Annotated in this window: 20 protein-coding genes; 15 read left to right on the forward strand and 5 right to left on the reverse strand. The window is 61.9% G+C overall.

Features of this window, described 5'->3' with window-relative positions; translation table 11 throughout:
- Nucleotides 1–34 precede the first annotated feature (34 nt).
- The 11 genes from ACQ4WS_RS04620 (at nucleotide 35) to ACQ4WS_RS04670 (ending at nucleotide 9,700) form a co-directional block, all read left to right on the forward strand.
- Nucleotides 35–1,240, forward strand: coding sequence for a type II secretion system F family protein (locus ACQ4WS_RS04620; RefSeq protein ID WP_436474061.1), 1,206 nt, complete (start codon nucleotides 35–37; stop codon nucleotides 1,238–1,240).
- Complete coding sequence (locus tag ACQ4WS_RS04625) at nucleotides 1,237–2,943, forward strand: GspE/PulE family protein (RefSeq protein WP_436474063.1); 1,707 nt, start codon at nucleotides 1,237–1,239, stop codon at nucleotides 2,941–2,943. Before ACQ4WS_RS04620 ends, ACQ4WS_RS04625 begins: the two co-directional genes overlap by 4 nt.
- Nucleotides 2,936–3,754, forward strand: coding sequence for a hypothetical protein (locus ACQ4WS_RS04630; RefSeq protein WP_436474065.1), 819 nt, complete (start codon nucleotides 2,936–2,938; stop codon nucleotides 3,752–3,754). Before ACQ4WS_RS04625 ends, ACQ4WS_RS04630 begins: the two co-directional genes overlap by 8 nt.
- Entirely contained in the window at nucleotides 3,751–4,299 is a 549-nt protein-coding gene (locus ACQ4WS_RS04635) for a hypothetical protein (RefSeq protein WP_436474066.1), read from the forward strand. The genes ACQ4WS_RS04630 and ACQ4WS_RS04635 overlap by 4 nt, the downstream gene beginning before the upstream one ends.
- On the forward strand, nucleotides 4,296–4,868 hold the full coding sequence (locus tag ACQ4WS_RS04640; protein ID WP_436474068.1) for a hypothetical protein: 573 nt from the start codon (nucleotides 4,296–4,298) through the stop codon (nucleotides 4,866–4,868). The genes ACQ4WS_RS04635 and ACQ4WS_RS04640 overlap by 4 nt, the downstream gene beginning before the upstream one ends.
- Entirely contained in the window at nucleotides 4,865–5,386 is a 522-nt protein-coding gene (locus tag ACQ4WS_RS04645) for a hypothetical protein (protein WP_436474069.1), read from the forward strand. The genes ACQ4WS_RS04640 and ACQ4WS_RS04645 overlap by 4 nt, the downstream gene beginning before the upstream one ends.
- Entirely contained in the window at nucleotides 5,386–7,422 is a 2,037-nt protein-coding gene (locus ACQ4WS_RS04650) for a secretin GspD/PilQ domain-containing protein (RefSeq protein ID WP_436474097.1), read from the forward strand. The genes ACQ4WS_RS04645 and ACQ4WS_RS04650 overlap by 1 nt, the downstream gene beginning before the upstream one ends.
- Nucleotides 7,419–7,910, forward strand: a complete 492-nt coding sequence (locus tag ACQ4WS_RS04655) for a type II secretion system protein (RefSeq protein ID WP_436474071.1) — start codon at nucleotides 7,419–7,421, stop codon at nucleotides 7,908–7,910. Before ACQ4WS_RS04650 ends, ACQ4WS_RS04655 begins: the two co-directional genes overlap by 4 nt.
- 3 nt (nucleotides 7,911–7,913) lie before the next feature.
- Nucleotides 7,914–8,306 (forward strand): type II secretion system protein, encoded by a 393-nt coding sequence (locus ACQ4WS_RS04660; RefSeq protein ID WP_436474073.1) that lies wholly within the window; start codon nucleotides 7,914–7,916, stop codon nucleotides 8,304–8,306.
- Between the two features lie 5 nt (nucleotides 8,307–8,311).
- Nucleotides 8,312–8,962, forward strand: coding sequence for a type II secretion system protein (locus ACQ4WS_RS04665; RefSeq protein ID WP_436474075.1), 651 nt, complete (start codon nucleotides 8,312–8,314; stop codon nucleotides 8,960–8,962).
- Nucleotides 8,963–9,202: 240 nt separating this feature from the next.
- The gene (locus ACQ4WS_RS04670) at nucleotides 9,203–9,700 is read left to right on the forward strand and encodes an FxDxF family PEP-CTERM protein (protein WP_436474077.1); all 498 of its coding nucleotides are present in this window, start codon (nucleotides 9,203–9,205) and stop codon (nucleotides 9,698–9,700) included.
- 93 nt (nucleotides 9,701–9,793) lie between these two features.
- Here the strand turns inward: ACQ4WS_RS04670 and murJ are convergent, their stop codons facing one another.
- Nucleotides 9,794–11,341: a murein biosynthesis integral membrane protein MurJ gene (gene murJ / locus ACQ4WS_RS04675; RefSeq protein ID WP_436474079.1), complete on the reverse strand. Its 1,548-nt coding sequence runs from the start codon at nucleotides 11,339–11,341 to the stop codon at nucleotides 9,794–9,796.
- Between the two features lie 297 nt (nucleotides 11,342–11,638).
- Between murJ and rpsT the strand changes: the two genes are divergently transcribed.
- Nucleotides 11,639–11,905 (forward strand): 30S ribosomal protein S20, encoded by a 267-nt coding sequence (rpsT, locus tag ACQ4WS_RS04680; RefSeq protein ID WP_010395935.1) that lies wholly within the window; start codon nucleotides 11,639–11,641, stop codon nucleotides 11,903–11,905.
- A gap of 172 nt (nucleotides 11,906–12,077) precedes the next feature.
- Here the strand turns inward: rpsT and ACQ4WS_RS04685 are convergent, their stop codons facing one another.
- From ACQ4WS_RS04685 to ACQ4WS_RS04695, 3 genes are all read right to left on the reverse strand, one after another.
- The gene (locus ACQ4WS_RS04685) at nucleotides 12,078–12,521 is read right to left on the reverse strand and encodes a DUF192 domain-containing protein (RefSeq protein WP_436474082.1); all 444 of its coding nucleotides are present in this window, start codon (nucleotides 12,519–12,521) and stop codon (nucleotides 12,078–12,080) included.
- Nucleotides 12,522–12,649: 128 nt separating this feature from the next.
- Complete coding sequence (locus tag ACQ4WS_RS04690; RefSeq protein WP_436474084.1) at nucleotides 12,650–12,922, reverse strand: hypothetical protein; 273 nt, start codon at nucleotides 12,920–12,922, stop codon at nucleotides 12,650–12,652.
- A gap of 107 nt (nucleotides 12,923–13,029) precedes the next feature.
- Nucleotides 13,030–13,593 (reverse strand): pseudouridine synthase, encoded by a 564-nt coding sequence (locus ACQ4WS_RS04695; protein WP_099389610.1) that lies wholly within the window; start codon nucleotides 13,591–13,593, stop codon nucleotides 13,030–13,032.
- A gap of 290 nt (nucleotides 13,594–13,883) precedes the next feature.
- Here ACQ4WS_RS04695 and icd point away from each other — a divergent pair, with 290 nt between their 5' ends.
- Nucleotides 13,884–15,137, forward strand: a complete 1,254-nt coding sequence (gene icd, locus ACQ4WS_RS04700; RefSeq protein WP_436474086.1) for an NADP-dependent isocitrate dehydrogenase — start codon at nucleotides 13,884–13,886, stop codon at nucleotides 15,135–15,137.
- Between the two features lie 91 nt (nucleotides 15,138–15,228).
- Here the strand turns inward: icd and cspE are convergent, their stop codons facing one another.
- Nucleotides 15,229–15,432 (reverse strand): transcription antiterminator/RNA stability regulator CspE, encoded by a 204-nt coding sequence (gene cspE / locus ACQ4WS_RS04705; RefSeq protein WP_010395943.1) that lies wholly within the window; start codon nucleotides 15,430–15,432, stop codon nucleotides 15,229–15,231.
- Between the two features lie 321 nt (nucleotides 15,433–15,753).
- On the opposite strand from cspE, the gene clpS reads away from it, so the two are divergent.
- Nucleotides 15,754–16,056 carry an ATP-dependent Clp protease adapter ClpS gene (clpS, locus tag ACQ4WS_RS04710; RefSeq protein WP_034751577.1) on the forward strand — a complete coding sequence of 101 codons (303 nt, stop codon included), beginning with the start codon at nucleotides 15,754–15,756 and terminating at the stop codon, nucleotides 16,054–16,056.
- A complete protein-coding gene (gene clpA / locus ACQ4WS_RS04715) occupies nucleotides 16,053–18,353 on the forward strand; it encodes an ATP-dependent Clp protease ATP-binding subunit ClpA (RefSeq protein WP_436474089.1) in 2,301 nt (766 codons plus the stop codon). The genes clpS and clpA overlap by 4 nt, the downstream gene beginning before the upstream one ends.
- Nucleotides 18,354–18,562: the final 209 nt, after the last annotated feature.

Genomic DNA, 18,562 nt, shown 5'->3' on the forward strand with positions numbered 1-18,562 from the left:
CCAGCGCCCTTCTTTTTCCTACGGATAAGCCATCATGCAGTTCGAAGTACGCGCGCTTTCCACGGACCAGGCCGTCGCTACCTTGCATACGTGCGTGATCGACGGCCGCGACGAAGCCGACGCACGCCGCCAGGCTGAAGCGCGTGGCTTGTTTGTCAGCGCCATCCGCCCCCTGCGGGCCACGCCGTTCAGCGCGGCCGGGCGCCAGCGCGCGCGGGCCTTGCCACTGCTGCTGTTCAGCCAGGAATTGCTGGCGCTATTGCAAGCGGGCCTGGGCATCGTCGAAGCGCTGGAAGCCTTGCTGGAAAAGGAAGCGTCGCCAGCCACGCGCAGCGTGCTCACGCGCTTGCTGGAAGGCTTGCGTGAAGGCAAGCGCTTTTCCGCCGTGCTGGCAGAGCAGGCGGAACTGTTTCCCCCCCTGTATATCGGCATCGTCAAGGCGGCCGAGGGCACCAGCGACTTGCCGCGCGCGCTGTCGCGCTACATCGACTACCAGCAGCGCATCGATACGGTGCGTGGCAAAATCGTCAGCGCCGCCATCTATCCCACCATCCTGCTGGCCGTGGGCGGCGGCGTCAGCGCCTTCCTGATCAGCTATGTGGTGCCCCGTTTCGCCGAAGTCTACCAGGGAGCCGGACGCAATCTGCCGTGGATGTCGCAAGTGATGCTCAGCTGGGGCCAGTTCGTCACACAGCATGGCGTGCTGCTGTTGCTCGGCTTGCTTATCACCGGCAGCGTGGTGTTCACGGCCGTGCGGCGCGTGCTGCGCCATGGCGGCGTGGCGCGCCTGCTGGCGAAACTGCCCGGCATCGGCGAGCGCGTGCGCATCTATGAACTGTCGCGCCTGTACCTGACCCTGGGCATGCTGGCCGAAGGCGGTATCACCATCGTGCAGGCGATTTCCACCGTGCAGGCGATGGTGTCGCCGGGCATGCAGGCGTCGTTGCAGCAGGCGCGCGGCGCCATCGAGGCGGGCCAGCCCCTGTCATCTGCCTTTGAGCAGCATCAACTGACGACGCCCATTTCCCTGCGCATGCTGCGCGTGGGCGAGCGCACGGGCGACATGGGCCCGATGCTGACGCAGTCGGCGGCCTTTTATGATGGCGAAATCAGCCGCTGGATCGACCGTTTTACGCGCACTTTCGAACCCTTGCTGATGGCTGCCATCGGCCTGGTCGTGGGCGCCATCGTGATCCTGCTGTACATGCCCATCTTTGACCTGGCCGGCGACATTTCATGATGCAAACCGCTGCCGAATCCACTGTGCCCAGCGTGGCCATCGATCCTGCGCTGCTGCAGCGCGCGCGCATCCTGAGCCGGCAATCGAAGCGCAGCCTGGTCGAGGAATTGCAGCAACTGAGCGGCATCGAGGCGCGTGCCGTGGTGCGCGAACTGGCGCGCCCGTTCGGCCTGGAGGTGCTGGAAACGGCCGACATGCTGGCGTTTTCTCCCGCCTTCGATGTGCTGCCCCTGTCGCAGGCGCTGGCGCGCCACAGCGTGCTGCTGCGCGCCGCCGACGGCCAGCTGGTGGGCGTGATCGCCGACCCCTTCGATCTCGACCTGCAAACCTGGTTGAGTGCGCGCGCGGGGCAGGGCGTCTTGAACGTGCGCCTGGCGCTGCAGGCCGATATCGGCGCCTACCTGTCGAAGCAGGAAGAATCGGCGCGCGCCGTCGACAGCCTGCTGCCCGGCGCTGCCACTGACGCGCGGCGCGACGGCAAGACGGCCGCCGTGCTGTCGTTCGCCAGCGTCTCGGAAGCGGCCAGCCCCGCCGTCAAGCTGGTCAACTCGACCTTGTATGATGCGCTGAAGGCCGGTGCTTCCGACATCCACCTGGAAAGCACGGCCGGCGGCCTGGCCGTCAAATACCGCGTCGACGGCGTGCTCGATCACGCCACGGCCGTCAACGGCATCGAAGTGGCCGAACACATCATCTCGCGCCTGAAGGTGCTGGCCGAACTCGATATCGCCGAGCGCCGCGTGCCGCAGGACGGCAGCTTCCGCGTCGAATCGGGCGGCCGCGAAATCGATTTGCGCGTCTCCATCATGCCCAGCATCCATGGCGAAGATGCCGTCATCCGCATCCTCGACAAGCGTGCCATGATCGAGGCGTATGGCGCCCTGACCCTGGAAGCGCTGGGCTTTGACGCCCCATCGCTGGAAGCCTTGCGCGCGCTGGCGCAGGAAGCCTACGGCATGCTGCTCGTCACCGGCCCCACGGGTTCGGGCAAGACGACGACCCTGTATGCGGCGCTGACGGAAATCCATAACGGGCGCGAAAAGATCATCACCATCGAAGACCCCGTCGAATACCAGCTGCCCGGCATTTTGCAAATTCCCGTGAATGAAAAGAAGGGGCTGACTTTCGCCAAAGGCTTGCGCTCGATCCTGCGCCATGACCCCGACAAGATCATGGTGGGCGAGATCCGCGACCGCGAAACGGCGGAAATCGCCGTGCAGTCGGCCCTCACGGGCCATTTGGTGCTCACCACCGTGCATGCGAATAATGTCTTCGACGTGTTCGGCCGCTTTACCCACATGGGCATCGATCCGTATGCGTTCGTGTCGGCCCTGAACGGCATCTGGGCGCAACGGCTGATCCGCACCAATTGCCCCCATTGCGCTACCGACTACACGCCCGACGACAGCGAACTGGCCAGCGTGGGGCTGGCGCGCGCCGACGTGGCGCAGTATCAATTCAAGCAGGGCAAGGGGTGCGGCGACTGCCGCGGCACGGGCTACAAGGGGCGCCGCTCGATCGCCGAAATCCTCGTGCTGACCGATGAAATCCGCGAACTGATCGTCGACAAGAAGCCGATCCGCCAGATCAAGGCGGCAGCGTATGCAAACGGCACGCGCAGCCTGCGCCTGGCGGCGCTGGAACTGGTCAAGCGGGGCGCCACCACCATCACGGAAATCAAGAGGGTCACCCTGCATGCGTAGAGCTTATGGACAAGGTTTGCGCCTGGGCGTGGCGACGGGCAAGGTGAGCCTGTGGCGCAGCAGCCGCTGGCGCGCGCCCGCATGGACCTTGCTGGGTGAAGCCGCGTATGCGCCGGACGACGCGCTGCATGGCGACTTTGCCGCCCTGGGCCAGGCGTTGGAACAGCTGCTGCCGGTGGATGAATACGCGGGCTGGCCCCTGTCCGTGGTGCTCGATGATGGCCTGGCACGCCTGTGGCAAGTGGACATGCCGCAAGGCGCTGCGCGCCTGGCCGACATCGAGGCGGCCGCCGCGCTGCGCTTCCAGTCGCTGTATGGCGATGCGCCTGGCCTGTGGCATAGCAGCAGCGCCTGGGATGCGCGCGCGCCGTTCTTTTGCGCCGTACCCCGCGCGCTGCTGGCGCAGTTGACGCGCGGGGCCGCCGCACGCAAGCTGGCCCTGATTTTTATTACGCCGCAATTCGCGCGCCACTGGAACCGCTGGCACGGCGCGTTGAAGCCGGGTGCCTGGTTTGGCCAGTTGCAGGAGAACGCCCTGACCCTGGGCGTGCGGCACGATGGGTATTTGCGCGCCGTGCGCGCGCTGCCCGTGCCGCAGGGCGCAGGCCAGGATTGGCTGCTGCAGACGCTGGCGCGCGAGGCGCTGCTGCAAGGCGTGCCTGCGCCGGCGCTGCTGCAACTGTGTGGCGCGCCGCCAGCGGGCTGGCTGGCGCCGGCGCAAGCGTTTCACTGCCAGATTTTTGCCGCGCCGGACGGGGACGGCGCCTTGTCTGCGGCCGCCCGGCTGGCCCGCAGTGGAGGCGTGGCATGACGCGCCTCGATATCGATTTCGCGCCACCCAACTGGCGCCGCAGCCTGCACCGCGTGCCCGCGTGGGCGTGGTGCATCGGCGCGCTGGGCGTGGCGCTGACCGTCACGGCGGCGTACAGCGGTAGCGCCGCGCTGCAGCGCCAGCAGGCAAGCGAGGCACATTGGCGGCTGGCGCAGCAGCGCGTGACGGCGGCCATGCAGGGGCCGGCGACTGTACCGCAGGCGCCCATCGCGCCGGCGCAGGCGGCGGCCGTGAATGCGGCCATCCTGCAATTGAACCTGCCGTGGCGCGATCTGCAGGATGCGCTGGCCAGCGCCACGCCGCCCGCCATCGCGCTGCTGGCGCTGGAGCCGGATGCGCGCAAGCGCGTGCTGAAGATCACGGCCGAGACCACCGGCAGCGACGCCATGGTGGCCTACATCGCGCAATTGAAGCAGCAGGAGCTGTTCGGCACCCGGGTGCAGCTGCTGCGCCATGAAATCAACGCGCTCGATCCGAACAAACCCTTGCGTTTTCAGATCGAAGCGCGCTGGGGCGCGCCATGATGGCCATCGATCTCGCCATCGTGCGCCTGCGCGCGCAACTGCTGCTGCGCCGCCTGGGCGCGCCCGCCTGCCTGGCCCTGGCCTTGCTCGTGCTGGGCATGGCCGCCTGGGTCTGGGCCTGGCAGCAGCGCGCCGTGGCGGCGCAGCTGGAAGCGCGGCCCTTGCCACAGCCATCGCTGGCCGTAGCCATTGCGGCGCCGCCGGCGACGGCCAGCGAGAACCTGGCGCGCTTTTATGCCGCCCTGGGACAGCAGCGCCACGCGGAGCAGCAAGTCAAGCAGCTGTTTGACCTGGCCGCGAAAAATGGCTTGCTGCTGGCGCAGGGCGAATACAAGAGCGGCTACGACAAGGCCAGCAGGGTTGCCACCTGGCAGGTGACCTTGCCGCTGAAGGGCAGTTATGCGGCCGTGTGGCAGTTCGCGCTGCAAGCGCTGCGCGCCGCGCCCTTCGCTTCGCTCGATGAACTGAGTTTTCGCCGCGAGCAGATCGCCGATACGCAACTCGAAGCGCGCTTGCGCCTGACCTTCTATCTGACCGATACGCCTGGCGATGCGGGAGAGGTGCCATGACCCCGCGCCATAGTCTCATGCTGGCCGGCGTACTGGGCGCGGGCGCCTTGCTGTTGTTCGGCGAGCGCCAGCCCGTGGCCGAGGTGGCCGAAGCGGTCGAGCGGGCCGTCGCGCCCGCGCGCCATGCGGCCGCCAAAGCGCCAGCCGCGCAGCCGGCCATCCTGGTCCTGCTGCCGCGCAGCGAAGTGGCGGGCGAGGATGGCGAGACCTTTGGCGGCGCCGGCGGTGTCTTCCAGAGCCAGAACTGGAATCCGCCGCCGCCGAACATGGTAGCTGTCGCGCCACCGCCGCCGCCACCGCCGATGGCGCCGCCGCTGCCCTTCGTCTATCTGGGCAAGGCGGCTGCCGACGGCGCCTGGGAAGTGTTTTTGTCGCGCGCCGAGAAGACGTATATCGTGCGCGCCAATACCGTCATCGATGGCGCCTACAAGGTCGTGACGATTGCGCCGCCCGTCATGACGCTCACTTATCTGCCGTTGAACCAGGTTCAGCAGCTCAACATTGGAGTTTCCGAGTGATGTCTCGTTCCTTTTCATCGGCGCTGCTGCTCTTGCTGCTGTCCGGCTGCGCCGGGCAGCAAGCTTACCGCGACGGGCGCGAGCTGATTGCGCAAGATCAGATCCCGGCCGGCCTGCAAAAACTGCAGGAAGCGCTGCAGCAGGATCCCGGCAACGCACAGTACCGTAGCGCCTATCTGCAGGCGCGCGAACGGGCGACTGGCAGCCGCTTGCAGCAGGCCGAGCGCCAGGCGCAGGCGGGGCAGGGCGAGCAGGCGCGCGCCTCTTTCATGAGCGTGCTGGAAATCGATGCGCAGAACGAACGGGCCAACAGCGGCTTGCGCGCGCTCGAGCGCGAGCAGCGCCAGGGCAAGCTGCTGGCCGAAGCGCAGAAAGATATCGAGGCCAAGCGCTACGATCCGGCGCGCCAGCGCCTGAACGCCATCCTCACGGAACAGCCGAATCACGCCGGCGCGCGCGCGCTGCTGCGCGAAGTCGATGAAAAGACGGCGCCGCCCGTGGTCGAATCTGGCCTGGCCAAATCGTACAAGCAGCCCATTACCATCGAGTTTCGCGACGCGCCGTTAAAACAGGTGTTCGAGCTGATCGCGCGCCGTTCCGGCCTCAATTTCGTCTTTGATAAGGACGTCAAGGCGGATGCGAAAACCTCGATCTTCCTGAAAAACAGCACGGTGGAATCGGCCGTCTACTTCCTGCTGGTGACGAACCAGTTGGAGCAGCAGGTGATGGATGCGAACACGATTTTGATCTACCCGAACGTGGCGGCAAAATTGAAGGAGTACCAGGAAGTGCTGGTGAAAACCTTCTTCCTGGCGAACGCGGACGCCAAGCAGGTCGCCAACACGCTCAAGACCATTTTGAAGACGCGCGACGTGGTGGCCGATGAAAAGCTCAACCTCGTCATCGTGCGCGACACGCCGGAGGCGATCCGCCTGGCCGAGCGCCTGATCGCGCTGCAGGACGTGCCCGAGGCGGAAGTGGTGCTGGAACTGGAAATCCTCGAAGTCAAGCGCAGCCGCCTGCTGGAGCTGGGCGTGGCCTGGCCATCGAGCCTGACCCTGACGCCGCTTTCCACCTCGGGCGGTGCGGGGCTGACCATCAGTGACCTGAATAATCTGAACCAGCGCAGCATCGGCGTGAGCGACCTGTCCGTGACGGCGAACGCCAAGAAGACGGACGGCGATGCGAACATCCTGGCCAATCCGCGCATCCGCGTGCGCAACCGGGAAAAGGCGAAGTTCGTCATCGGCGACAGGGTGCCCGTGGTGACCACCACCATTTCGCCGGGCACGGGCGGCTTCGCTTCCGAGTCCATCAGCTACCTGGATGTGGGCTTGACGGTGAATGCCGAGCCGACCATTTATTTGAACAATGAGGTGGGCATCCGCATCTCGCTCGAAGTGAGCAACCTGGGCGCGGCCACCACCACCCGCAGCGGCTCGACCCTGTACCAGATCGGCACGCGCCAGGCGTCGACCATGCTGCAACTGAAAGATGGCGAAAACCAGGTGCTGGCGGGCCTGATCAACAATGAAGAGCGCAGCTCGGGCAACAAGGTGCCGGGTCTGGGCGACATACCCGTGCTGGGACGCTTGTTCGGCAGCAGCAAGGACGACAGCCAGAAGACGGAAATCGTGCTGTCGATCACGCCGCACCTGGTGCGCACGGTGCAGCGTCCGGAAGCGAAGGAATCGGAATTCTCGGCCGGCACCGAGGGCAGCTTCCGCCGCAGGCCCGACATGGCGGCCAGGGCGCCCACGCAGATGCCGGGCACGGTGATCGTGCGTTCCGGCCCGTCGGCCGTCGGCATGCAGCCGGCGCCGGCGCAGCCGCTGATGGCGCCCGGCCAGGTGCCATCGGCCTTGCCGCAGACATTGCCGCAAACGGTGCCGGCGCCGGAAGTGGCGCCGTCGCCCGAGCCGGCCGCCTCGCCCTTGCCGATATCGTCGGGCCAGCCCGTGCCGCTGCAGGCGGCGCCCTTGCCGCTGTCATCGAGCCAGCCGGTGCCGGTGGTGCCGCCGCCGCCCGTCAAATGAGACTGGCGCATGCGCAAGGCGGGCAGGGGGGCTTCACCCTGATCGAGCTGCTGGTGACCCTGGCCATCCTGGGCGTGCTGGCCACCCTGGTGATCCCCGTCACGCAGGTGACGGTGCAGCGGCGCCAGGAGCAGGAGTTGCGGCGCGCGCTGCGCGAGATCCGCCAGGGGCTCGACGCCTATAAACGGGCCGGTGACGAGGGCCGCATCCTGCGCGCGCCTGACGCCAGCGCTTATCCGAAAAGCCTGGAACTGCTGGTCGAGGGCGTGCCGGACCAGCGCAACCCGAAGCGCAGCAAGCTGTTTTTCCTGCGCCGTGTGCCGCGCGATCCGTTCAACGCGGACGCTGGCCTGAGCGATGCGCAAACCTGGGGCAAGCGCAGCTACGCCAGCGAAGCGGCCGAACCGCGCGAAGGCGACGACGTGTACGACGTGTACTCGACTTCCAGCAAGACCGGCTTGAACAACGTGCCTTACCGTCTATGGTGAACCATGGCTGCTGACATTCTTCCCGCGCGCGCGCGCGGCTTTACCCTGATCGAGTTGCTGGTGGTGCTCGGCATCGTGGCGCTGCTGCTGACCCTGGCCGTGCCTCGTTACTTTCCCAGTCTGGACAAGGCGAAGGAAACCGTGCTGGCGGATAACCTGCGCAATCTGCGTGCGACCATCGACCAGTTCCATGGCGATACGGGGCGTTATCCCGATACCTTGGAGCAACTGGTAGAAAAAAAATACTTGCGCGCCATGCCCATCGATCCCATCACGGATAGCGACAGCAGCTGGCTCATCGTGCCGCCACCCGACGACACGCCGGGCCAGGTGTATGACGTGAAAAGCGGCGCGCCCGGCAAGGACCGCAGCGGCACGCCGTTCGCCGACTGGTAGCGGCGATGCACTGTCCTGCGCGCCGCCAGCGCGGCTTTACTTACCTGGGGCTGATCATCCTGGTGGCCATCCTGGGCCTGGTGGGGGCGGCCGGGCTGAAGATGGGCGCCTTGCTGCAGCGCCAGGCGGCCGAGCAGGAGTTGCTCGACATCGGTGCGCAGTTTATCGATGCGCTGCAGAGCTACGCGGGCGCCACGCCCGCCGGCCAGCCGCAGCAGCCGCCGACCTTGGCCGCCTTGCTGCGCGATCCCCGCTTTCCGCAGGTGCGCCGCCACCTGCGCAAGCTGTATGTGGACCCCATCACGGGACGCGCCGAATGGGGCTTGCTGTACCAGCCCGGCAGCCAGGGCATCATCGGCGTGCATAGCCTTTCGCAGGCGGCACCATTAAAGGTTGGCAATTTCGAGGCCGGGTTTGCCGGCTTCGAAGGCAAGGCGCATTTCTCGGAGTGGCGCTTCATGGTCGATGCAAGGACGTCACCCGTGCCGTCTGCGGGAGCGGCAGCTGTGCCGGCGATTGATGAGGCCGGCATCATGCCCGCCTCGCCGGCGCCACCGTTGTTTTCCCGCTCTGTTGCTCCATCACAAGAACAGGCGCCACCAGAGGCAATTGATCAGCCTGAACCGAAAGATTCCGCCGAAAACACTGTCGAATAGACGATTTTGTCGTAAAACATGTGAAAAATAAATGCATGCACTGGTAACTATTTTTCTACAGAAATTCATAGATAGTGGCAAATAGTTCATTCCGAAAATAATTATCCTAAATGAAACTTCGATAAAATATTTATAAGTAATTCAATGCAATTATGCTACCATTCTGCTTAGTACTTTCGGTACTAAAACTATTGGTGGCCTGCGTATTGCAGCCATAAATTACTTTTTAAGGGATAAACTATGAAATTGAAATTTATCGCTGCAGGCATTCTGGCAGCAGCATCGTTCAGCGCATCGGCAGCAACCTACGACCTGGGTATCCTGGATCCATCCGGTTCCGATACCCTGTCGGCCATCACCACCAAGTTTGCCGCTAACTCGGTAGTTGACGACTTCTGGACCTTCAAGCTGGTCACCCCATCGTCGACGTCGTTTGGCGCACTGCAAACGTTCTCCGTGGTCGAAGGCGCGATCAAGGATTTCTCGGCCACTTTGCTGGGTTACGGCAACCTGACCAACACCAGCGCCGCTGGTATCCAGAGCCTGAGCTGGGATGGCCAGTTGGCCGCCGGTTCGTACACGGTGCGCGTGACGGGTCTGACGGGTCTGAAAAATGCCGCCTACCTGGGTTCCGTGTCGGCCCTGCCAGTACCAGAACCAGAAACCTACGGCATGCTGCTGGGCGGTCTGGCACTGGTTGGCGCCGTGGCCCGCCGCCGCGCCAAGAAAGCTGCCTAAGCTTTCGCTGCAATGAAAAAAACCCGCTTCGCGGGTTTTTTTTCGTCTTTCGTCAGTACGCGGGACGCCGGCAACAACGTCCTGCGCATGTTGTCAGGCATGTCGCTTGAAATCGCGGAAGCGGAAGCCAACTAAAAAGAGGGTGGCAAAGTACGCCACGCCGCACAGGCTCACCACCAGGGCCAGCGCGCCGGCCCGCAACAGCGGATGAGCTTGCATAGCGATCCAGTCGATGCGCATGGCGCCAACGTACGCCACGCCGCCCATCACGACGAGTGCCGGCAGCAGGCGCAGGAAGAACTTGGCCCAGCCCGGTTTCGGCTGGTAGATGCCGCGCTTGCGCAAGCCCCAGTACAGGAAGCTGGCGTTCAGGCAGGCGCCCAGGCCAATCGACAGGGCCAGGCCGGCCACGGCGATGTAGGGCACGAACAGCAAATTCATCAGCTGCGTGGCGATCAACACGCCGATGGCGATTTTCACGGGCGTGCGGATATCCTGGCGCGCATAGAACGCGGGCGCCAGGGTTTTCACAAGGATGATGCCGATCAGGCCCAGGCTGTAGGCCACCAGCGGCTGCGTCGACATGGTCACGGATTCGGCCGTGAACTTGCCGTAGTGAAATAATGTTGCGATCAGCGGCATGGCCAGGGTCGCCATGCCGACGGCGGCGGGCAGGGCCAGCAGGAAGGTCAGGCGCAAGCCCCAGTCCAGCAGGGCCGAGTATTCCGTCTTGTCGCCATCGACATTCGCCTTCGACAGGCTGGGCAGCAAGATGGTGCCCAGGGCCACGCCCAGCATGGCGGTGGGGAACTCCATCAGGCGGTCCGCGTACGACAGCCAGGAAATGCTGCCTTCGGCCAGGCGCGATGCGATGCTGGTGTTGATCATCAGGCTGATCTGCGCTGCCGAGACGGCAAACACGGCCGGTCCCATCTTTTTCAGCACGCGGCGCACGCCGCCGTCGGACAGGCCGATGGCGGGATTGAGCGACAGGCGCGGCAGCATGCCGATCTTGATCAGCGCAGGGATCTGGATCGCCACTTGTAACAGGCCGCCGGCGAACACGGCAATGGCCATGGCGTAGATCGGCTGCGCCAGATGGGGTGCCAGGAACAGCGAAGCGGCGATGAACGACAGGTTCAGCAGCACCGGCGTGAAGGCGGGAATCTTGAATTCGCGCCAGGTGTTCAAAATGCCGCCGGCCAGGGCCACGAAGGACATGCAAGTAATATAAGGGAACATCAAGCGCGTCATCCATACGGCCGCGTCAAAAGCGCCCGGGTCCTTGGACAGGCCCGTGGCAATCGCGTACACGAACCATGGCGCGCCGATGATGCCGATGGCGGACACGAGCAAAGTGGCCCAGACGAGGGTGGTGGCCACATGGTCGGCCAATTGCTTGCTCGCTTCCTGTCCATGCTGGTTCTTGTACTCAGACAAGATCGGCACGAAGGCTTGCGAGAAGGCGCCTTCGGCAAACAATCGGCGCAACAGATTGGGGATGCGGAAGGCAACAATGAAGGCGTCCGTGTAGGCGCCGGCGCCAAAGGCGCGCGCGAACAGGCTTTCGCGCAATAATCCGGTTACACGGGACAGCATGGTCATGCTGGAAATGGCGGCGAGGGTTTTAAGCAAGTTCATGGGACCAGATTATAGCCGGGCGCGGTACCGGAAAACGCTTAAAATATGGCAATAATTGCACCCGATTCGCCCTTGCCTGCCCCATTTTCAGGTGTTTTTGGCGTGATACACGGTTTTTTGATTTGCCCCCGCTTGAAAATATCGCTATAATCGAAGGCTGTACAGAATTCTGTTACGCAGACACTAATGTTTGACAGGCACTGGTTTGGCACACATGGTTCGGCAGACGCACAGAACGCACCGGTTGGCAAACACTAATGTTTGCAAACGCACTTTGACCCTGTTTTAGGAAATTCCATGGCAAATACCGCACAAGCGCGCAAACGCGCTCGTCAAGCAGTTAAGCAAAACGCACACAATTCGTCCCAACGTTCGACCTTGCGCACGGCTATCAAAGCTGCTCGCAAAGCGATCCAGGGCGGTGACAAGGCAGCTGCTGCTGCAATCTTCCAAGCATCCGTGTCGACCATCGACCGTATCGCTGACAAGAAGATCATCCACAAAAACAAGGCAGCTCGCCATAAGAGCCGTCTGGCAGCTGCTTTGAAAGCACTGTCCGCTTAATATTCGCCAGCAGGCAAGCCGCCACGGTGGCCTTGCCTGTGCCAGTAGGCTGGCATTGGTTGAAAAGCAAAAACCCGCAGATTTATTCTGGCGGGTTTTTTCGCGTTTTTTTCACCTTTTTTGCACGGTTTTTGTGGTCTGGCCCGCCAACGGCTGGCTAGGCCGCGACGGCCTAGCGCGCCGCCGGCAAGTTGCCAATGCTCATGCCCGGCTTGATATTCTTTTGCTTGAACCAGCCCAGGTGCATTTCCAGCGCATAGCGCACGGGCACGCTCTTCGTGGAGCAATGGCTGTCGAGCGTGTGCGGCTGCATGTCTTCGATATTGACGATCTTGCCGCTGGCATCGATAAAGGCCACCGACAAGGGCAGCGGCGTGTTCTTCATCCACATGCATTGCGTCGATGGATTGCCAAAGACGAACAGCATGCCCGCATTGGCCGGCATCTTTTCACGGTACATCAAACCCTGTTCGCGCTGCTCTTCCGTGGCGGCCACTTCCGCCTGGATCAAATGCATGCCGGCCGACAGTTGCACGCTCTTTGTTTGCGCTTGGACAATGCCGGCGCAGGCCAGCAGGGCGATGGGCAGGCTGAGACGGCGTAGGGAATTTTTCATGGGGTGTGACGGTGGCTGCGAAGCGGCGATTAAGCCATGCTGGCGGCTGCCTGGTCAAGCGTGCCACCTGGCTGCACCGAAAGCGTGGGGTTACAGCAACATAGTTGTTGTAACCCCGGGAGCGACGCTTATTTCACGGGCTTGCCTGCCTCAGCGGCCGGCTGCTTGCTCTTGCGCGCCTGGGGAATCAGACGCGGCGCATCAGTTGCGGCCGAGGCCTTGGTTGATGCACCGGAACGCGCCGCATCCGTCGCGGCCGAAGCGTTGACGCTGGCCGACGCCGGCGGTACCGGCTTGACGGCGTCGGTGGCTGCCGAGGCGTGCACCTGGGCGCCCGATTGTGCCAGTGCGGCGCCAGCAAGCAGGGAAGCGGCCAGGGTTAGTATTGCTTTTGTCATCATCTTTCCTTTTCAGTCATGTTAAGGTTGGATGATTTTAATATATTATCTAAAAATAAATAATGCTTATTGGAAAAATTCGGCACCGAGGGCGTTTTTTCTTGTCCCGTTCATGTTTTTCCAATGTTCTCGGCCGGCACTTCGCACCATTCGCCTGGCAGCAAGGGATGGCTGGCCAGCGAGAACGGGCCGATGGCGCTGCGCACCAGGCGCAGGGTGGGCAGGCCGACGGCCGCCGTCATGCGCCGCACTTGCCGGTTTTTTCCTTCTTTCAAGGTGATCGCCAGCCATGAGGTCGGCTTGTCGGCACGCGCACGGATGGGTGGATTGCGCGGCCACAGCCAGTCCGGCTCGGCGATGCGCACGGCCTTGCATGGCTTGGTGATGAAGTCGCCCAAGTCCAGCGGCGCCTGCAGGCGTGCCAGGCTGGCCGCATCGGGCACGCCGTCGACTTGCACCAGGTAGGTTTTCGCTTCCTTGCGGTCCGGGTGGCTGATCTCGTGCTGCAGGCGGCCGTCGTCCGTCAGCAGCAGCAAGCCTTCGCTGTCGGCGTCGAGCCGGCCGGCCGGGTAGATGCCGGGGATGGTGAGATGATCGGCCAGGGTGGCGCGGCCGTCCTGTGGTGAAAACTGGCACAGAACCTGGAATGGTTTATTGAAGAGGATGAGTGGCATGCTGGTAGAGGAATTGATGTAAGCGATGGTGGCTGCTGGTCGGCGCCGCAAAAGCGTGGCGCCCTGTAAGATAGTGGTGCATAATGTGGGTGTAAGTCTTATGTCTTATAGAAGACATGGGCGATATGGCAATTAGATTCTTTGGTGCCGCAGATGGCCGGGGGTTTCTTTCCCTGCTAAAGTGCGTTGTTGCCGCCATGTTCGGACTTGTTTTTGTAAACTCTGCAACCGCAGAGCGCGTCGCCGGCCTGTGTAGCCCGCCAGCGGTGTGTCCCATTTCGGAGATCACGATGTATCAACATATCACTGTACCTGCTGACGGCCAAAAAATCACCGTCAACGCCGATTTTTCGCTGAATGTACCAGATAATCCCATCGTTCCCTTCATTGAAGGCGATGGCACGGGCATCGATATCAGCCCGGTCATGATCAAGGTGATCGACGCCGCCGTGGCCAAGGCCTACGGCGGCGCGCGCAAGATCAGCTGGATGGAAATCTATGCGGGCGAAAAATCGACGAATGTGTACGGCCCCGACGTGTGGCTGCCGGAAGAAACGTTGGAAGTCCTGAAAGATTACGTGGTGTCCATCAAGGGCCCGCTGACCACGCCCGTCGGCGGCGGCATCCGCTCGCTGAACGTGGCCCTGCGCCAGCAGCTCGATCTGTACGTCTGTTTGCGTCCCGTGCGCTATTTTACGGGCGTGCCATCGCCCGTGAAAGAGCCGGAAAAGACGGACATGGTGATTTTCCGCGAAAACTCGGAAGATATCTATGCCGGCATCGAATACCAGCAAGGCTCGCCCGAAGCCAAGAAACTGATGGATTTCCTCATCAATGAAATGGGCGTGACCAAGATCCGCTTCCCGGCCACGTCCGGCCTGGGCATCAAGCCCGTGTCCATCGAAGGCACGCAGCGCCTGGTGCGCAAGGCCATCCAGTACGCGATCGACAATGACAAGCCATCCGTGACGATCGTGCACAAAGGCAACATCATGAAGTACACGGAAGGCGGCTTCCGCGACTGGGCGTATGCGCTGGCGCAAAAGGAATTCGGCGCCGAGTTGATCGATGGCGGTCCATGGTGCAAGTTCAAGAATCCGAAGACGGGCCGCGACATCATCGTCAAGGATTCCATCGCTGACGCGTTCCTGCAACAGATTTTGTTGCGTCCGGCAGAATACAGCGTCATCGCCACTTTGAATTTGAACGGCGATTACATTTCCGACGCGCTGGCGGCGCAAGTGGGCGGCATCGGCATCGCGCCGGGCGCCAACCTGTCCGATTCCGTCGCCATGTTTGAAGCGACGCACGGCACGGCGCCGAAGTACGCGGGCAAGGATTACGTCAACCCCGGTTCGCTGATTTTGTCGGCGGAAATGATGCTGCGCCACATGGGCTGGCTGGAAGCGGCGGACCTGATTATTTCTTCAATGCAAAAATCGATCGCCTCGAAGCGCGTCACCTACGATTTCGCCCGCCTGATGGAAGGCGCCACGCAAGTGTCGTGCTCCGGTTTCGGCGAGGTGATGATCGAGCACATGTAATAGCAGGGGCAGGGGGCGCTGCGCGCACCCTGCGGACGAAAAAAAACCCCGTTTGACAACGGGGTTTTTCACATCTGAGGGCCGGCGATGCTTAGGCTGCTTGGATGTTGGAAGCTTGCTTGCCTTTAGGGCCTTGCGTGACTTCGAATTGAACTTTTTGACCTTCTTTGAGGGTCTTGAAACCGTTCATGTTGATTGCGGAGAAATGCGCAAACAAATCTTCGCCACCATCATCTGGAGTGATGAAGCCAAAACCTTTGGAATCATTGAACCACTTAACTGTACCTGTTGCCATAAAAAGAACTTTCAAAATTAAAACAAATCACACGAGCCATAAAAGCAAGAAGCTTCTTGCCCCCTCCTCGACGTCTCACTTCTTATCAAGCTGTACATTACTGCAACAGTCGATACAGCATTGTTGGCGGAATAAATAATGAAGTCAAGCGCTTTTCCATCGATATTGCCAAATTCTTCACGACAACCAAAAAAGCAACTCTTGATTTTGACGGCAAGGTCGCCATCTGCGCACTATTAAGAAAACGCGTAAGATTGAAAACAATTGGAAAGGCGTAGATATTGCGCATGACAACCACTGTGAAAGCATTAGAATAAGCGTATGGCAACCAAGCACGACACAGAAACCCTGCTGGAGCGGCAAGTGCTGAAGCCGCCGCCGCTCTACCAGGTAGCCTTGCTCAATGACGACTACACCCCGATGGAATTTGTGGTGGCCATCATTCAGGAGTATTTCAACAAGGACCGTGAAACGGCGACGCAAATCATGCTCAGTGTTCATCGCTACGGCAAAGGAGTGTGCGGCGTGTTCTCTAAAGATATAGCGTGTACCAAAGTGGAGTTCGTTTTAACGCATGCGCGCAAGGCGGGGCACCCCCTGCAGTGCGTGATGGAGGAAGTATGATTGCGCAGGAATTAGAAGTAAGTTTGCACATGGCGTTTGTCGAAGCTCGGCAGGCACGGCATGAATTCATCACGGTTGAGCATTTACTGCTGGCATTGCTGGACAATCCCTCCGCTGCCGAGGTGTTGCGTGCCTGCGCGGTCAATATAGAAGACCTGCGCAAGACCCTCACCAATTTCATCGGCGATAACACGCCGACCGTGCCTGGCACGGGCGAAGTCGACACCCAGCCGACGCTTGGTTTCCAGCGCGTGATCCAGCGCGCGATCATGCATGTCCAGTCCGCCTCGAATGGCAAGAAGGAAGTCACGGGCGCCAATGTGCTGGTGGCCATCTTCGGCGAAAAGGATTCGCATGCGGTGTACTACCTGCACCAGCAGGGCGTGACGCGCCTGGACGTGGTCAATTTCATTTCGCACGGCGTGCGCAAGGACCAGTCGACGGAAAGCGCGAAAGCCTCCGAAGGGGTGGAAGACGCGCCCGTCGAGGGCCAACCGAAGGAAAGCCCGCTCGACCAGTTCACGCAAAACCTGAACAAGGCCGCGGCCGAAGGCAAGATCGACCCGCTGATCGGCCGCGAGGAAGAAGTCGACCGCGTGATCCAGATCCTGTGCCGCCGCCGCAAGAACAATCCGCTGCTGGTCGGCGAGGCGGGCGTGGGCAAGACAGCCATCGCCGAAGGCCTTGCTTACCGCATCACGCAAAGCGATGTGCCGGAAATCCTGCAAAATGCCGTCGTGTACTCGCTGGACATGGGCGCCTTGCTGGCCGGGACCAAGTACCGCGGTGATTTCGAACAGCGCCTGAAAGCCGTGCTCAAGCAGTTGAAGGACAATCCGAACGGCATCCTGTTCATCGACGAGATCCACACCATCATCGGTGCCGGTTCGGCCTCGGGCGGCACCCTGGACGCGTCGAACCTGCTGAAACCGGCACTGGCCAACGGTCAATTGAAGTGCATCGGCGCGACCACGTACACGGAATTCCGCGGCGTGTTTGAGAAAGATCATGCGCTCTCCCGCCGTTTCCAGAAAGTGGACGTCAACGAGCCGACCGTCGAGCAGACCATACAGATCTTGCGCGGTCTGAAATCGCGCTTCGAAGAGCACCATGGCGTGAAATACTCGGCCTCGGCCCTGTCGACGGCGGCGGAACTGGCGGCGCGCTTCATCAACGACCGCCATCTGCCCGACAAGGCGATCGATGTCATCGATGAAGCGGGCGCGGCGCAGCGCATCTTGCCGAAGTCGAAGCAAAAGAAAACCATCGGCAAGGCCGAGATCGAGGACATCATCGCCAAGATCGCCCGCATCCCGCCGCAAACGGTCAACCAGGACGACCGCAGCAAGCTGCAAACGATCGACCGCGACTTGCGCAATGTCGTGTTCGGGCAAGATCCCGCCATCGATGCGCTGGCCTCGGCCATCAAGATGGCGCGTGCCGGCCTGGGCAAGACGGACAAGCCGATCGGCTCCTTCCTGTTCTCCGGCCCGACCGGCGTCGGCAAGACCGAGGTGGCGAAACAGCTGGCCTTCATCCTCGGTATCGAGCTGATCCGTTTCGATATGTCGGAATACATGGAACGCCATGCCGTCAGCCGTTTGATCGGCGCGCCACCGGGCTACGTCGGTTTCGACCAGGGCGGCTTGCTGACGGAAGCGATTACCAAGAAGCCGCATGCGGTCTTGCTGCTCGATGAAATTGAAAAAGCCCATCCGGACATTTTCAATATCCTGCTGCAAGTGATGGATCACGGTACTTTGACGGACAACAATGGCCGCAAAGCCGATTTCCGCAACGTGATCATCATCATGACGACGAATGCGGGCGCGGAAAGCTTGCAGAAAGCCTCGATCGGTTTCACCAATTCCAAGCAGGCGGGTGACGAGATGGCCGACATCAAGCGCATGTTCACGCCGGAATTCCGCAACCGTATCGACGCGACCATCAGCTTCCGCGCGCTGGACCAGGAAATCATCCTGCGCGTGGTCGACAAGTTCCTGATGCAGCTGGAAGAGCAGTTGCACGAGAAAAAGGTCGAAGCCGTGTTTACCGAGAAGCTGCGTGCTTTCCTCGGCAAGAAAGGATTCGATCCGCTGATGGGCGCGCGGCCGATGGCACGCCTGATCCAGGATCTGATCCGCAAGGCCCTGGCCGACGAGCTGCTGTTCGGCCGCCTGGTGACGGGTGGACGCGTCACCGTCGATCTCGACGACAAGGACCAGGTCTTGCTGGAATTCCCGGAACCGCCAGACGCGGCGCCGACGGCTGCACCGGAGACTGTCGAAGTCGAATAAGGACTTTGCCGCGGTATTCAAAAAACCCGCCCACGCAAGTGGCGCGGGTTTTTTTACGGTGCGCCCGGCAGGGCGCACTCACTGGGAGGTGAAAGTCCTCTACTCGCCCGACAAGGGGAAGAGTTAGCTGAACGGCAAGGGTGCCGCGGGCGACTGCGGATCTGGAGGAAGCCGAAGGCAAAGCGCTGGCCTGACGAACAGGAAGCGGA

The sequence above is a fragment of the Janthinobacterium leeuwenhoeki genome, assembly GCF_051380795.1.
GTDB lineage: Bacteria > Pseudomonadota > Gammaproteobacteria > Burkholderiales > Burkholderiaceae_D > Janthinobacterium.